This is a genomic window from Mycobacterium paraseoulense, from assembly GCF_010731655.1.
Lineage (GTDB): Bacteria > Actinomycetota > Actinomycetes > Mycobacteriales > Mycobacteriaceae > Mycobacterium > Mycobacterium paraseoulense.
The window spans coordinates 2,956,635-2,970,975 of sequence record NZ_AP022619.1 but is presented as its reverse complement, the minus strand read 5'-3'; the positions used below and the strand labels follow the sequence as shown (position 1 = coordinate 2,970,975).

Sequence of the window (14,341 nt, the reverse complement as noted above, 5' to 3'; positions counted from 1 at the left end):
GATCCCGCGCACGCGCGATGGGTGTTCACCAGGCGTGGACGCGGTTCTGCGCCGGTTCCAGCCCGAGCTCGACGAGCAACTCGGTGGCGTCCGCCGCCTGCTCGCAGATGGTGGGGACCTCGGCGCGCTCGGCGGCGGAGAAGTTTTCCAGCACGAACGCCGCCGGGTCTTTGCGTCCCGGCGGTCGGCCGATCCCGATGCGGACCCGCTGAAACTCCTTGGTGCCCAGCGCGGCCGCCACCGATCGCAGCCCGTTGTGACCGCCCTCGCCGCCGCCGATCTTGAGCCGGATGCGGCCGAAGTCGAGGTCGAGGTCGTCGTGCACGACCACGATGTCGGCCGGCGCCACCGAATAGAACTTGGCCAACGGCCCGACCTGGCGGCCGGACTCGTTCATGTAGCAGCGCGGCTTGGCGACCAATACCGGGTGCCCGGCCAACCGGCCGCTGACCAACTCCGCGCCGGACCGCTTGTGCACCTTGAATTTTGAGCCCAGCCGGCCGGCGAGCAGGTCGGCGACCATGAACCCGAGGTTGTGCCGGGTGCGGGCGTAGTTGTCCCCGGGGTTGCCCAGGCCGACCACCAGCAACGGCTCGGCCATGCTGGGGTCCGCCTACTCGGACTCGCCCGCGGGGGCCTCGGCCTCGCCGGCTTCCTCTTCCGCGGGGGCCTCCTCGGCCGCGGGGGCCTCGCCGGCGCCTTCTTCCGCGAGGTCCTCGGCGGTCGGCGCGGTCACCACGTTGACCACCAGCATCTCCGGGTCGGAGATCAGGTTGACGCCGCGCGGCAGCGTGATCTGCCCGGCGGTGAACTGGGTGCCCGGTTCGGCGTCCTCCACCGACACGGTCAGCTGCTCGGGAATCGACATGGCGTCGGCCTCGATTTCGATGGTGTTGGTGTCCTGGGTGACCAGGGTGCCCGGTACGGCGTCGCCCTCGACGACCACGTTGACCTCCACGACGACCTTCTCGCCGCGGCGCACGGCGAGCAGGTCGGCGTGCTGGATGGTGCGGCGGATCGGGTGGATGTCGAGCGCTTTGGTCAGCGCCAGCTGTTCCTTGCCCTCGATGTCGAGGGTCAGCACCGCGTTGGTGCCCGCGTGGCGCAGCACGGCCGCGAAGTCGTGGCCGGGCAGCTCCAGGTGCTGCGGGTCGGCGCCGTGACCGTAGAGGACGGCGGGAATCTTGCCTTCGCGGCGGGCCCGGCGGGACGCGCCCTTGCCGGTCTCGGTTCGCACCGTGGCGGTGAGTTGGTTGCCTGCGGACTTGGCCATCGTGTCGCTCCTGTGTGCTCAGTGCCTGAATGTGGGGGCACGGCCAGGGTTCGCGACAATTCGTCGGTCTCCGTCGATAACGGTGCTGGCTGGCCAGCCACCCTCGCCGTGACGCCCGGTCAGGTTAGCGCATGCGCACCTCAGAGCGGAAATTGCGGCGGTCTGGAAGGCGCGCGCCCGGCCGGCCGGGCGCTCAGCGTCACACTCCCGGCTGGACGGGCGCTGGGCAACGGCTCGGCCCCGGGGGCTCAGAGCGGGAAGTTGGTGCCGGTGAGCTGCTCGGACAGCTCCCAGAGCGCGCGGGCCATCGCCGGGTCCTGCGCCCGCCGGCTGCGCGCAACGGGTTGGGTGCGGCCGATCTGGCCGAAACGCGGTCCGACGAACGTATCTCCCGGCAGGTCCTGCGACGCCGCGTACAGCGTCTGGCGCGCCCCGAAGTCGGCGTCGGTGGCCACCACCCGGGTGACTGCCGACATCATCGCGTCACCCAGCTTGCGGCCGGAGGCGCCCTGCAGGTTGGTGTGCGAGTAGCCGGGGTGCGCGGCCAGCGCGCGCAGCTTGGAACCGGCCGCATCCAGCCGACGCTGCAACTCGCTGGTGAACAGCAGGTTGGCGAGCTTGGACTGGCTGTAGGCCAGCCACGGGGAGTAGCGCCGCGTCTTCCAGTTCAGGTCGTCGAGGCTGATCCGGCCCGCCCAGTGCGCCATCGACGACACGGTCACCACCCGGTCGGTGATCCTGGGCAACAGCAGGTTGGTGAGCGCGAAATGCCCGAGATGGTTGGTGCCGATCTGGCTCTCGAAACCGTCGATGGTCTGCTGGTACGGGGCGGCCATGATGCCCGCGTTGTTGATCAGGACGTCGACCCTGTCGACCCCCTCGGCGAATTCCCGCACCGACGACAGATTTTGCAGGTCGAGCGCGCGCACCTCGACCGGGCCGGTGTGCGTGCCCCTGATCTGCAGCGCGGCCTTCTCGCCCTTGCGAACGTCGCGGACCGCCATGACAAGTGTCGCGCCGCGCCTTGCCAGCTCGCGGGCCGTCACCGCGCCCAGTCCGCTGTTGGCGCCGGTGATGATCACGGTGCGCCCGGCGAACGACGGCAGGTCTGCGGCGGTCCAGTTGGTCATGGTTGACGAGCCTAATCGGGCTCGCTCAATGCCCGGGGTCGAACTCCAGCGGCAAGGTCGTGGGGCCGGTTATCCCGCTGATGGCCTTCCACGGGGCGGGGCCCGTTCGACGGGCGTCGGGCATGCGTTGCGTGATGACCCGAAGCGCCTCCGTGAGTTCCAGGCGCGCCAGGTGCGAGCCGAGGCAGTAGTGCACCCCACCGCCGAAGGTGAGCATCGCCGGCGGGTCTGTGCGGGTGATGTCGACGCGATCCGGGTGAGTGTAGACGTCGGGGTCGCGGTTGGCCGCGGCGGTGTTGGCCACGACGAGGGTGCCGGCCGGAATGCCGACGCCGGCCAGCTCGACGTCTTCAGCGGCCAGCCGCATGGTGCCGAACACGATCGGGTAGTAACGCATGAGCTCGTGAACCGCGTCGGATGCGAGCGCTGGGCGCTCGGCGAGCAACGCCCACTGGTCGGGGTGGCCGGCCAGCACCTGTACTGCCGCGGCGAGCTGGTTGCGGGTGGTGTCGGTGCCGGCGCCGAGCAGGGTCGCACACAGCATCAGCAGCTCGTCATGGGTGAGCCGGTCGCCGTCGTCCTCGGCACGGATGAGGTCGGAGACGAGGTCGTCGCTCAGCGACGCCCGTCGTCGCGCGATCAGGTCCTCGAGGTAAGCATCGAGTTGATCCCATGCCGCAAGGATCGCGGGTCCGTCCTCGGCGACGTTCCAATCGAAGATCTTCTTGATGTCGTCGGTCCAGTCGCTGAACAGTTGCCAGTCCTCGGGCGGTGCGCCGAGCAGCGCGCAGATCACCGGCGTGGGGTAGCGGCGGGCGATGTCGGACACGACGTCGCAGCGCCCAACGGTGGTCAGCGGATCGACGAGCCCGGTGATGATGTCGACGACCAGGGTGCGCAGCCGCTCGGCGCCCCGCGGCGCGAACGCCGTGGATACCAGCCGGCGCAGCCGGTGGTGCTGGGTGCCGTCGAGCCCCAGGATGTTGGCGGTCGCCCTGTCCCACAACGGACCGGAGGTGACGCCTTGCAGGTCGAGCCCGAGGCCGCGCGCGGTGACGAAGCGGCTGTCGCGCAGCACCGTTCGGACCAGCTCGTAGCTCAACACCTCGGGGCCGTGCGGGCCGATCGCGATCGGGGCCTGCCTGCGCGCGTCGTTAATGATCGAATGCGCTTCGTCGGGATCGGTGAGGTGGTCATAGCGGAAGGTGGGCAACCCGGCATCAAAAATGCTCGGGCAGTGACTGATCTGAACGGTTGTCATCGGGGTCTCCTCGTCCGGTCTGGAGTCGACTATGCGGTGTCGCGCGACCAAGACCATCCGCCTTAGCGCGTAGATCTGAGCGGCGCCAGTCGTAACTTCGTGGGGGCGTTGTTGGATCTGTGCGTAATTGCAGATGGTTTTGCCTGGTTTGCGAGCGCGATGCTGGCTACTATGAGCCAACGCGCTGATATGCTGGCGCTGACCTGGAGCGATTTGGGTGTGGTTGAGTTGCTGCCAACCGGTACGGTGACGTTGCTGCTTGCCGACGTTGAGGGTTCGACGCGGCTGTGGGAAACCAAGCCCGAACAGATGGCCGCGGCGCTGGCGGTGCTGAACGACACGGTGGATGAGGCCGTCGCCGCTCATGGCGGGGTGCGCCCGCTCGAGCAGGGCGAGGGTGACAGTTTTGTGACGGCGTTCGCGCGCGCGTCCGACGCGGTGGCGTGTGCGCTGGCATTGCAGCGCGCCCCGCTCGCGCCGATCCGGCTGCGCATCGGTGTGCATACCGGTGAAGTGCAGTTGCGTGACGACGCCAACTACGCCGGTCCGACGATCAATCGGACCGCGCGGCTGCGTGATCTGGCCCATGGCGGGCAGACCGTGTTGTCCGGCGCGACGGAACCGCTGGTGGCGGATCGGCTGCCGGACGGGGTGTGGCTGGCCGATTTGGGCAGCTATCCGCTGCGTGATCTGCCGCGCCCCGAACGTGTAATGCAGGTGTGCCACGCGGATTTGCGCAACGACTTTCCGCCGCTTCGTGTCCGCCAGGTTGCGGTGTCGCACAACCTGCCGGCCCAGTTGACGAAATTCGTTGGGCGCCAAGCGCAAATGGCGGAGTTGTGTCAGTTGGTCGCCGGTAACCGGCTGGTGACTTTGACCGGCGCCGGGGGAGCGGGCAAGACCCGCCTCGGCATGGAACTCACCTCGCTACTGACCAACGAGTTTTCTGACGGGGTGTGGTACATCGACCTGGCACCGATCACCAATTCCGCTGTGGCGCCGGTGACCGTGGCGCGTAGCCTCGGCCTGCCCGATCAGCCGGGCCGCTCCACGATGGAGTTGCTGCAACGGTTCTTCGCCGAAAAAAGAATGTTGATGCTGCTCGACAATTGTGAGCATCTGCTGGACGCGTGCGTGACGCTGGTCGTCGAATTACTCGCGTCCTGCCCGCAGCTCACGGTCTTGGCGACGAGCCGTGAGCCGCTCGGCGTGGCCGGTGAACTGAGCTGGCGGGTTCCCTCGTTGAACGTTGTCGACGAGGCCGTCGAGTTGTTCGCCGACCGTGCACGGCGGGTCCGGCCCGAATTCGCCATCACCGCGGAGAACACCGCGGTGGTCGAAGAGATCTGCCGGCGGCTGGATGGGATGCCATTGGCGATCGAGCTTGCCGCCGCGCGGATCAGGGCGCTGTCACTGACCCAGATCATGAACAGTCTGCATGACCGATTCCGGCTCCTGACCGGGGGTGCGCGTACCGCGGTGCGCCGCCAGCAGACGCTATGGGCCTCGGTGGACTGGTCGCATGCGCTGCTCACCGAACCGGAGCGGGTGTTGTTCCGCCGGCTGGCGGCGTTCGCCGGAGGGTTCGACCTGGACGGCGCCCAGGCGGTCGGCGCCGACGGCGACGTGGAGCGTTACCAGCTGGTGGACCAACTCAGCCTGCTGGTCGACAAATCCCTGGTGGTCGCCGACGACACCGGCGAGGGGATGCGGTATCGGTTGCTGGAGACGGTGCGCCAATATGCGCAGGAAAAGCTCGGCGAGTCCGGTGAGGCCGACGAGGTACGCACCCGTCACCGCAACTACTACACCGCCACCGCGGCTGAGCTGGAATCACGCCAAGAAAGCGGCGACGAGTCGCTGCTGGTGTGGGCGCAAACTGAGATCGACAACCTGGTGGCGGCCTTCATGTGGAGCCGCGAGAATTCCGACCTCGAGACGGCGCTGCGGTCGGTATCCACGTTGCAGCTGGTCTGGATAGCTTGTGGCCGGTTCCGCGAAGGGGTGGCCGGGTTCGAAATGGTGTTAAGCGACGGCCGCTGCTCGGAAGTCGACACGGCGGTGTGGGTTCGCGCGGTCGCCGACCAGAGCACGCTCACGGGGTGGGCGGTCGTCCCGGCGAACGAGGATCGGGTACAGGACGCCCTGGCTGCCGCACGCGAACTCCAAGACCCGGCACTGCTCGCTCGAATACTGATCGGGTGTGCGAGCGCCGCCTTCTACACCCCCGAGATCGCCGAGTGCTACCTCGCCGAGGCCACGGAACTGGCCCGCGCTTCCGGTGATCGCTGGAGTCTGTGCCAAATCCTCAGTTATCGAGCGACCGCGGGTTGCCTGGCGGGTCAACCGACCGGCGCGCGCGCCGCGGCTGAGGAAGGGCGTGACATTGCCGACGCGTTGGGGTTCGGGTTCTTCTCGCGTCACTCCCGGGCGTGGCTGGCCATCTCGCTGATGATGCAGGGAAATCTGGCCCACGCAGCTCGGGTCGCAGCTGGCCTGGTCGAGGAAGCCGAAGCTGCCGGGGATAGGCCTATGAAGGTCTACGGCGACGTGGCCCGGACCGTGGTGCTCGCATATCAAGGACAGGCGGCTGCCGCTCAAGCGGCGGTCGAATCCGCACGGGTACTTGCCGAGGCGCTGGGCGGTCACTGGGCAGACGCGGTGGGTGCGGTCGCTGCGCATGCCGCGCTGGCGGCCGGTGACGCCGCCCTGGCCAGGGACGCCACGGAGGTGGCATGGCGACACACCGTGCCCTTTCGCGAAGTGTTCATCAAGAGCGTGAATCCATTGGCCGAGGCCGCACTGGCCTGCGGTGATTTGGTCACTGCGCGCAACTGGGCGGACGACTGCGTAGCGCTGGTTCCAGGCTGGCACCAAGTGGTCGCCCGCACGGTTCGCGCCTTTGTCGCGATCGCGCAGGGTGAGCCGGACCAGGCCGAGCGCGATGTCCACGAAGCACTTGTGTCCGCCACTGGTTCGCAGGGGTATCTGCGAGTGGCAGACACGCTGGAATGCCTGGCCCGCCTGGCGGCCGACGGCGGCAATCACCCCTATGCGGCGCGCCTGTTGGGCGCATCGGCCGGCATCCGGCAGCGAATGGGGCAGGCCCGTTATCCGATGTATCAACCCGGCTACGACATTACGGTCGCGGCGGCCCGCAACACGTTGGGCGAGAAGGATTTCGACATGATGTGGGCCGAAGGTGCGGCTCTGTCCACCGAGGAGGCCATCGCCTTCGCGCAGCGCGGACGCGGCGAGCGTAAACGGCCTGCAAATGGTTGGGCATCACTGACTCCCATGGAGAACGACGTGGTACGCCTGGTCCGTGAGGGGCTGGGCAACAGGGAGATCGGCGCGCGGCTGTTCATCTCGCCGCGCACCGTGCAGACCCACCTCACCCATGTTTACGCCAAGCTCGGCCTGGCCTCCCGCATTCAGCTCATCCAGGACGCGGGGCTGCGAACCTAGCCGAGTACGCGCTTTGCGGGCGGTGATCTACGCGATCTCGCGGATGTAATGCGCAAGGGTGTCGGCGATGCTGGCCAACATGAGCCAACGCGCGGAGATACCGCCGCTGACCCGGAGCATAAGTGAATTGCTGCCGACCGGAACGGTGACGTTACTGCTGGCCGACGTCGAGGGGTCGACGCGGCTGTGGGAAACCCAGCCCGACAAGGTGACGGCCGCGATGGCGCAACTGAATAAGACGGTCAACGAGGCCGTCCCCGCCCATGACGGCGTGCGCCCGCTGGAACAGGGCGAGGGCGACAGCTTCGTGGCCGCCTTCGCCCGCGCCAGCGACGCGGTGTCGTGTGCCCTGGCGTTGCAGCGCGCCCCGCTGGCGCCGCTCCTGCTCCGCATCGGCGTGCATACGGGAGAGATCCAGTTGCGTGATGACGCCAACTACGCTGGCCCGACGATCAACCGGACGGCGCGGCTGCGCGACCTGGCCCATGGCGGGCAGACCGTGCTGTCGGGCATAACCGAATCGCTCGTCCTGGAAAGGCTCCCCGACGGTGCGTGGCTGGCCGAGCTGGGCAGCTATCCGTTGCGGGACATGCCTCGGCTGGAACGTGTGGTCCAGCTGTGTCATCCGGATCTCCGTAATGAGTTTCCGCCGCTTCGGGTCCGCGCTGTCGTTGCGTCGCACAACCTGCCGACTCAGTTGACGAGTTTCGTTGGGCGCCAAGCCCCAATGGCGGAGTTGCGTCAGATCGTCACGGGCAATCGGCTCGTCACCTTGACCGGTGCGGGGGGCGCCGGCAAGACGCGACTTGCCGTCGAAGTCGCCTCGCAACTGAACACTGAGATCTCCGATGGGGTCCGGTACGTCGATCTGGCACCAATCACCAATCCCGCTGGCGCGCCGGTGACTGTCGCGCGCACGCTGGGTCTGCCCGATCAGCCGGGCCGCTCCACGATGGATGTGCTGGTGCGGTTCTTCGCAGAGAAGAAAATGTTACTGCTCCTGGACAACTGCGAGCACCTGCTGGAAGCGTGCGGGACCGTGGCCGTTGAGCTGTTGGCAGCCTGCCCCGATTTGACGATTTTGGCCACCAGCCGTGAGCCGCTGGGGGTGCCCGGCGAAGTGAGCTGGCGGGTGCCGTCGTTGTCGCTTGTCGACGAAGCGATCGAGTTGTTCACCGACCGCGCCAGGCACGCTCGTCCCGAATTTGTTGTGGGCGAGGACAACACCGCGCTGGTCGCCGAGATCTGTGAGCGCCTCGATGGCATGCCGTTGGCGATCGAGCTTGCCGCGGCACGGGTTCGGGCGCTGTCTCTGCCCCAGATTCTCGACAGCCTGCATGATCGGTTCCGGTTACTGACCGGGGGGGCACGCACCGCGGTGCGCCGCCAGCAGACGTTACGCGCCTCGGTGGACTGGTCACACGCGTTGCTCACCGAACCCGAGCAGGTGTTGTTCCGCCGGCTCGCGGTTTTTGCCGGCGGGTTTGATCTCGACGCCGCCCAGGCGGTCGGCGCCAGTAGCGAAGTCGAAAGCTACCAACTGCTCGACCAACTCAGCCTGCTGGTCGACAAATCGCTGGTGGTCGCCGACGACACCGCCGATGGAATGCGATATCGCCTACTGGAGACGGTGCGCCAGTATGCGCAAGAAAAACTCGGCGAGTCCGGTGAGGGCGACAACGTGCGCACCCGACATCGGGATTACTACACGGCCACCATTGCCGAGTTGGATTCGCGGGGACCGGCCCATGTTGAGCCGTTGGTGCGTTGGGCCACCGTGGAGATCGACAATCTGCGCGCGGCGTACGTGTGGAGCCGCGAGAATTCCGACCCCGAGACAGCGCTGCGGCTGGTGTCGTCGCTGCAGCAGTTTTGGATAAGGCGCAGCATTTTCCGTGAAGCGCTGGCCGGGTTCGACGCGATCCTGGACCACCAGGATCCCGAGACCATAGACCCGGGCGTGTGGGCGCGCGCGGTCGCCGATCACGGCGCGATCGCCGGGTGGGTGGCCGTGCCCGTCAGCCTGGAGCGGGCACAGGACGCCCTCGCCGTCGCCCGCCGGCTCGACAATCCGGGACTGATTAGTCGAGCGCTTATCACGTGCGGGATGATGACGTTCTATAACGCCGAGCTAGCCCAGCAATACTTCGGCGAGGCGTTCGGCATGGCCCGCGCATCCGGCAATCCGACCAGCTTGGTCCAAGTCCTCACCTTCCTTGCGGCGGCCGGCGTGATTGCCGGCGAACCCGTTGCCGCACGCGCGGCCGCCGAAGAAGGACGCGACGTCGGCGCTGCGCTCGGCGATCCGTTTACTGCCCGAGGCTGCGAAACCTGGCTGGGCACAACGCTGTGGCTGCTGGGAGACTTCATCCAAGCGGACGAGATACTTCGCCGCGTGACCGTCGAGGCGGAGACGGCCGAGGATTCGATCATGACGACCTTCGGTCACGTGGCTCATAGCTTCACGCTGGCACACCTGGGGCAGGCGGCTGCCGCGCACGCCGCGGCGCAATCCGCGCTGCGGGCAGGAGAAGCGATAGGTGGGTTCTACGGAGACACGGTGTATGGGGTGTTGGCGACGGCTGCGCTCGCCGATGGCGACGCGACACGGGCCAGGCAGGACGCCGAAGAGGCTTGGCGGCGTACCGTTCCCGAGCGCGAGGCGTTCGCCAGATGCTACAACCCGATGGCCGAGGCCGCATTGGCATGTGGTGATCTGGTCGCGGCTCGCGATTGGGCTGATCGGACTGTCGCGCTGGTACCCGGCTGCCACCAAGCGCCCGCGCTGACGACACGCGCTTTTATCGCGATGGGGCAGGGTGAGCCGGAGCAGGCCGAACGCGACGCCCACGACGCCCTCACGGTCGCCGCCCGTACCCAGGGATATCTGCGGTTGGGCGACACCCTGGAATGCCTTGCCCGCCTAGCGGTCGACGACGGCCACGATCCTTACGCGGCGCGTCTATTGGGCGCGGCGGACGCCCTAAGGCAGCGCATGGGACATGTCCGCTTCCCGATGTATCAAGCCAGTTACGACACCGTGGTGGCAACAGTTCGGGAGGCCTTGGGGCAGAGTGGTTTTGATGCCGCCTGGGCCGAAGGGGCGGCCCTGTCCACCGAGGAGGCGATCGCCTACGCGCAACGGGGCCGCGGCGAGCGCAAACGCCCCACCAGTGGCCGGGGATCTCTCACGCCCATGGAAAAGGATGTGGTGCGGCTGGTCCGGGAAGGTCTGGGCAACAAGGACATCGGGGCCCGACTGTTCATCTCACCGCGCACTGTGCAGACCCACCTCACCCACGTCTACGCCAAGCTGGGTATCTCGTCACGGGTGGAACTCATCAAGGACCAGCACTGCACATGATCACGCCGAGATTGCCGCCATGGCTGTGGTTCGGGTCCCGATCACGACCATGGCGGCAATCTCGCCGACCAAAGGCCTGAAATCACTTCGCGGCGACGACGAACCCTCGCATGATCGTCTCGATGTCGGTGGACTGTTCGACGGCCTGGTTGGCCAGCCCGGTGATGGTGAGCTGAACCAGGTACCGCTGGCGGGCGGGCGGGGAACCGGTGGCGATGACGATCCGGTTGAAGCTGTGCAACCGCGTGCCGTCCAGGTCGTAGCTGCCCTGGATCATCGAGGAGGGGAAGCCGTTGTAGGGCGTCGTCGAGGCGTCCAGCTGCTTGAAGTTCTCGAAGAGCTGGGCGTCGTCGTTGCCGTGCTGGATCACTTGGGCCGGATCGAAATCGCCCCGCAGGAGGAACACCACGAGTCTGGCGGTCGGATACTTGCCGCCCTTGGAAAGCATCACCGTCTCGGGGGCGATGTGCGGATTGCTCGCGGCGGTCCAGCCCGGCGGCGTCGGGATCGACACCGTCAGGTCGGGTAGGTTGCCGGGCGCCACTTGCTGTCCCGTCACGCCGATGTTCTGCAGATATTGCGACAGGGGCACGGGCTTCTCGACCCGCGTCGTGGTCGTCGTGGTTGTCGGAGTCGTCGACCAGATCGATTGATAGTCAGGTGATTTCGGCCCGCATGCGACTGTGGGCAGGATCAGCGCCATGGCCGCGACCGCGCACGAACGTTTCACAGAATCTCGCGGACTTTCTCGACCGGCCGGGCCAGCCGGGTGCCCTTCGGCGTGACGACGAACGGCCGTTCGATCAGGATCGGGTGTTCGACCATGGCGTCTAGCAACTGGTCGTCGGTCGCGTCGGCGAGATTGAGTTCGGCGTACAGCGATTCGCGCTTGCGCACCGCGGTCCGCACGTCGATCCCGGCGTCGCTGATCATCTGCGCCAGTTCGCGGCGCGACGGCGGATCCTTGAGGTACTCGACGATCGCCGGGTCAAAGCCGTTGTCGCGCAACAGGTCCAGTGTTTTGCGGGAGGTGCTGCACCGGGGGTTGTGGTAGATGACGGCCTGTTCTGGCTGTGCAGCCATCTAGGCGTCCCCGTCGAACAGTCCCGTCACGGAACCGTTTTCGAAGACGGCGCGAATGGTACTGGCCAACAGCGGCGCGATGGACAGGACCGTGAGTTGGGGGAAACGCTTCTCCTCGCCGATCGGCAGCGTGTTGGTGACGATCACCTCCCGCGCGCCGGACGCCGCGAGCCGCTCGGCGGCCGGGTCGGACAGCACGCCGTGGGTCGCCGCGATGATGACGTCGGCAGCGCCGTCATCGCGCAGCAGCTGCACCGCGCCGGCGATGGTGCCGCCGGTGTCGATCATGTCGTCGATCAGCACGCAGGTCTTGCCCTCGACCTCGCCGACGACGCGGTTGGACACCACCTGGTTGGGCACCCGCGGGTCGCGCGTCTTGTGGATGAAGGCGAGTGGAACGCCACCCAACGCGTCGGCCCACTTCTCGGCGATGCGCACCCGGCCCGAGTCGGGGGAGACGACCACCATGTTTCCGTCCGGGTAGTTGTCGCCGATGTAGCCGGTCAGCAGGTTCTGGGCGCGCATGTGGTCGACCGGCCCGTCGAAGAAGCCCTGGATCTGGTCGGTGTGCAGGTCGACGGTCACGATCCGGTCGGCGCCCGCGGTCTTGAGCAGGTCGGCGACCAGGCGCGCCGAGATCGGTTCGCGGCCGCGATGCTTCTTGTCCTGGCGGGCGTAGGGGTAGAACGGCATGACCGCGGTGATCCGCTTGGCGCTGCCCCGTTTGAGCGCGTCGATCATGATCAGCTGTTCCATCAGCCAGTCGTTGACGGGTGCGGGGGCGGACTGCAGGACGAACGCGTCGCAGCCGCGCACCGACTCGTGGAACCGCACGAAGATCTCGCCGTTGGCGAACTCCCGCGCCGTCTGAGCGGTGACGTGCACGTCGAGCTCTTTTGCCACCTGCTCGGCCAACTCCGGATGCGCACGGCCGGAGAAGAGCATCAGGTTTTTGCGGTTATCGGTCCAGTCGTGGCTCAACGCACTGCCCTCGCCGTTCGGAGAATGGAACGCCCCATCGTACGTAGCGAATGGTACGGAAATGTGGCCGGGTTACCAGATACCGAAATCGCCATGTCTATTCGGGTGCCGACGTTGTCTCGTCGGCGGTTTTGGCCGCTTCTTCCGCCGCTTTCGCCGCCGCGCTGCCCGGCCGTTTGCGCTGCACCCAGCCCTCGATGTTGCGTTGCGGTCCCGCGGACACCGCCAGCGCGCCCGGGGGGACGTCCTCGCGGACCACGGTTCCCGCGCCGGTGTAGGCCCCGTCGCCGACCGTCACCGGGGCGACGAACATGGTGTCCGACCCGGTGCGCACATGCGACCCGACCGTGGTGCGCCGCTTGGTGGCGCCGTCGTAGTTGACGAAGACGCTCGACGCTCCGATGTTGCTGTGTTCGCCGATGTCGGCGTCGCCGACGTAGGTCAGGTGCGGAACCTTGGTGCCGGTGCCGATGGTCGAGTTCTTGGTCTCGACGAACGCCCCGAGCTTGCCGTCGTCGCCCAGCACGGTGCCCGGCCGCAGGTAGGTGAAGGGGCCGACCGTGGCCCCGGCGCCGATCGACGACGACGTGCCATGGGTGCGGACCACCGATGCGCCGTCACCCACGGTGACGTCGGTGAGCGTGGTGTCCGGGCCCACGGCGCAGTGGCCGCCGACCTGGGTGCGGCCCAGCAGCTGCGTGCCGGGATGGATGACGGAGTCACGACCGATCGTGACGTCGACGTCGATCCAGGTGGTCGCCGGGTCGATGATGGTCACCCCGGCCAGCTGATGGGCGGCGACGATCCGGCGGTTGAGCTCGGCACCCAGTTGGGCCAGCTGCACGCGGTTGTTGACGCCGGCGACGAGGGCGCTGTCGTCGACGTGCTGGGCGTGGATGGCCTGGCCGTCCCCACGAAGGATCGAGATGACGTCGGTCAGGTAGAGCTCCTGCTGGGCGTTGTCGTAGCTCAGCCGGCTCAGCGCCGAGCGCAACGCCGCGACGTCGAAGGCGTAGACCCCCGCGTTGACCTCGCGGATTTCGCGCTGCGAGGGCGTCGCGTCGGCGTGTTCCACGATGGCGGTGACCTCGTTGTCCTGGGTGCGCAGGATGCGGCCGTAGCCGGTGGGGTCGTCGAGTGTGGTGGTGAGCACCGTCGCGGCGGCCGACCCCGCGTTGTGGGTGGCGATCAGGTGGGCCAGGGTGTCGGAGTCCAGCAGCGGCGTGTCCCCGGAGGTCACGACGACCACACCGGCGTAGTCCTCGGGCAGCGCGGACAGGCCGCAGCGGACGGCGTGGCCGGTGCCCAGCGGCCGGTCTTGCAGGGCGACCTCGATGCCGCGGCCCAGGGCTCCGGCGGATTCGGCGACCAGCGGGGCGATGCGCTGGTGGTCATGGCCGAGGACCACCACCAGGTGCTGCGGCGCGACCTTGGTGACGGCGTGCAGCAGGTGGGACAGCATGCTGCGCCCGGCGATCGTGTGCAGCACCTTGGGGGTGTCCGACCGCATCCGGGTGCCGGGCCCGGCCGCGAGCACCAGGACCGCGGTATCACCACGAGACGCCATCAACTCTCCTCAACCCCGGCGTGCGCGTTGGCACGACGACACGCCGTCAAGCGTGGCACTTCATGCACGCCCGAAGCAAAGAGCTCGCGCCTTTTCGGGCTCCGTCGCCAGGACTCGAACCTGAACTCTCAGAACCAAAATCTGATGTGCTGCCGATTACACCACGACGGATCGCAAGCCCCGTAGGCCCCGCGCCACCAAGAGACTTTAGACG

10 protein-coding genes and 1 tRNA gene are annotated in these 14,341 nt (G+C 67.5%); 2 read left to right on the top strand and 9 right to left on the bottom strand.

Features of this window, described 5'->3' with window-relative positions:
- Positions 1-25: 25 nt before the first annotated feature.
- The 4 genes from pth to G6N51_RS13595 all read right to left on the bottom strand — a co-directional run bounded on the left by pth (position 26) and on the right by G6N51_RS13595 (position 3,664).
- Positions 26-601 (bottom strand): aminoacyl-tRNA hydrolase, encoded by a 576-nt coding sequence (pth, locus tag G6N51_RS13610; protein WP_083166775.1) that lies wholly within the window; start codon positions 599-601, stop codon positions 26-28.
- Between the two features lie 12 nt (positions 602-613).
- Positions 614-1,273: a 50S ribosomal protein L25/general stress protein Ctc gene (locus G6N51_RS13605; RefSeq protein ID WP_083166772.1), complete on the bottom strand. Its 660-nt coding sequence runs from the start codon at positions 1,271-1,273 to the stop codon at positions 614-616.
- A 248-nt stretch (positions 1,274-1,521) separates the two neighbouring features.
- The gene (locus tag G6N51_RS13600) at positions 1,522-2,403 is read right to left on the bottom strand and encodes an oxidoreductase (RefSeq protein WP_083166769.1); all 882 of its coding nucleotides are present in this window, start codon (positions 2,401-2,403) and stop codon (positions 1,522-1,524) included.
- A gap of 25 nt (positions 2,404-2,428) precedes the next feature.
- Positions 2,429-3,664, bottom strand: a complete 1,236-nt coding sequence (locus G6N51_RS13595; protein ID WP_083167567.1) for a cytochrome P450 — start codon at positions 3,662-3,664, stop codon at positions 2,429-2,431.
- 171 nt (positions 3,665-3,835) lie between these two features.
- On the opposite strand from G6N51_RS13595, the gene G6N51_RS13590 reads away from it, so the two are divergent.
- The gene (locus tag G6N51_RS13590; RefSeq protein ID WP_142274806.1) at positions 3,836-7,132 is read left to right on the top strand and encodes a helix-turn-helix transcriptional regulator; all 3,297 of its coding nucleotides are present in this window, start codon (positions 3,836-3,838) and stop codon (positions 7,130-7,132) included.
- 79 nt (positions 7,133-7,211) lie between these two features.
- Positions 7,212-10,496 carry a helix-turn-helix transcriptional regulator gene (locus G6N51_RS13585; RefSeq protein WP_232078376.1) on the top strand — a complete coding sequence of 1,095 codons (3,285 nt, stop codon included), beginning with the start codon at positions 7,212-7,214 and terminating at the stop codon, positions 10,494-10,496.
- A gap of 82 nt (positions 10,497-10,578) precedes the next feature.
- Here the strand turns inward: G6N51_RS13585 and G6N51_RS13580 are convergent, their stop codons facing one another.
- From G6N51_RS13580 to G6N51_RS13560, 5 genes are all read right to left on the bottom strand, one after another.
- Positions 10,579-11,199, bottom strand: a complete 621-nt coding sequence (locus G6N51_RS13580; protein WP_083167563.1) for an LpqN/LpqT family lipoprotein — start codon at positions 11,197-11,199, stop codon at positions 10,579-10,581.
- 23 nt (positions 11,200-11,222) lie between these two features.
- Positions 11,223-11,579: an arsenate reductase (glutaredoxin) gene (gene arsC / locus G6N51_RS13575; protein ID WP_083166761.1), complete on the bottom strand. Its 357-nt coding sequence runs from the start codon at positions 11,577-11,579 to the stop codon at positions 11,223-11,225.
- Complete coding sequence (locus G6N51_RS13570; RefSeq protein WP_083166758.1) at positions 11,580-12,560, bottom strand: ribose-phosphate diphosphokinase; 981 nt, start codon at positions 12,558-12,560, stop codon at positions 11,580-11,582.
- A 97-nt stretch (positions 12,561-12,657) separates the two neighbouring features.
- Positions 12,658-14,127 (bottom strand): bifunctional UDP-N-acetylglucosamine diphosphorylase/glucosamine-1-phosphate N-acetyltransferase GlmU, encoded by a 1,470-nt coding sequence (gene glmU / locus G6N51_RS13565; RefSeq protein ID WP_083166756.1) that lies wholly within the window; start codon positions 14,125-14,127, stop codon positions 12,658-12,660.
- A 99-nt stretch (positions 14,128-14,226) separates the two neighbouring features.
- Positions 14,227-14,298: transfer RNA gene (locus G6N51_RS13560), tRNA-Gln, on the bottom strand.
- Positions 14,299-14,341 lie beyond the last annotated feature (43 nt).

Bases quoted from the DNA above. Each gene is read 5' to 3' on its own strand.
- pth (WP_083166775.1), bottom strand. From the start codon at position 601: ATGGCCGAGCCGTTGCTGGTGGTCGGCCTGGGCAACCCCGGGGACAAC.
- G6N51_RS13600 (WP_083166769.1), bottom strand. From the start codon at position 2,403: ATGACCAACTGGACCGCCGCAGACCTGCCGTCGTTCGCCGGGCGCACC.
- G6N51_RS13595 (WP_083167567.1), bottom strand. From the start codon at position 3,664: ATGACAACCGTTCAGATCAGTCACTGCCCGAGCATTTTTGATGCCGGG.
- G6N51_RS13590 (WP_142274806.1), top strand. From the start codon at position 3,836: ATGAGCCAACGCGCTGATATGCTGGCGCTGACCTGGAGCGATTTGGGT.
- arsC (WP_083166761.1), bottom strand. From the start codon at position 11,579: ATGGCTGCACAGCCAGAACAGGCCGTCATCTACCACAACCCCCGGTGC.
- glmU (WP_083166756.1), bottom strand. From the start codon at position 14,127: ATGGCGTCTCGTGGTGATACCGCGGTCCTGGTGCTCGCGGCCGGGCCC.
- G6N51_RS13585 (WP_232078376.1), top strand. From the start codon at position 7,212: ATGAGCCAACGCGCGGAGATACCGCCGCTGACCCGGAGCATAAGTGAA.
- G6N51_RS13605 (WP_083166772.1), bottom strand. From the start codon at position 1,273: ATGGCCAAGTCCGCAGGCAACCAACTCACCGCCACGGTGCGAACCGAG.
- G6N51_RS13580 (WP_083167563.1), bottom strand. From the start codon at position 11,199: ATGGCGCTGATCCTGCCCACAGTCGCATGCGGGCCGAAATCACCTGAC.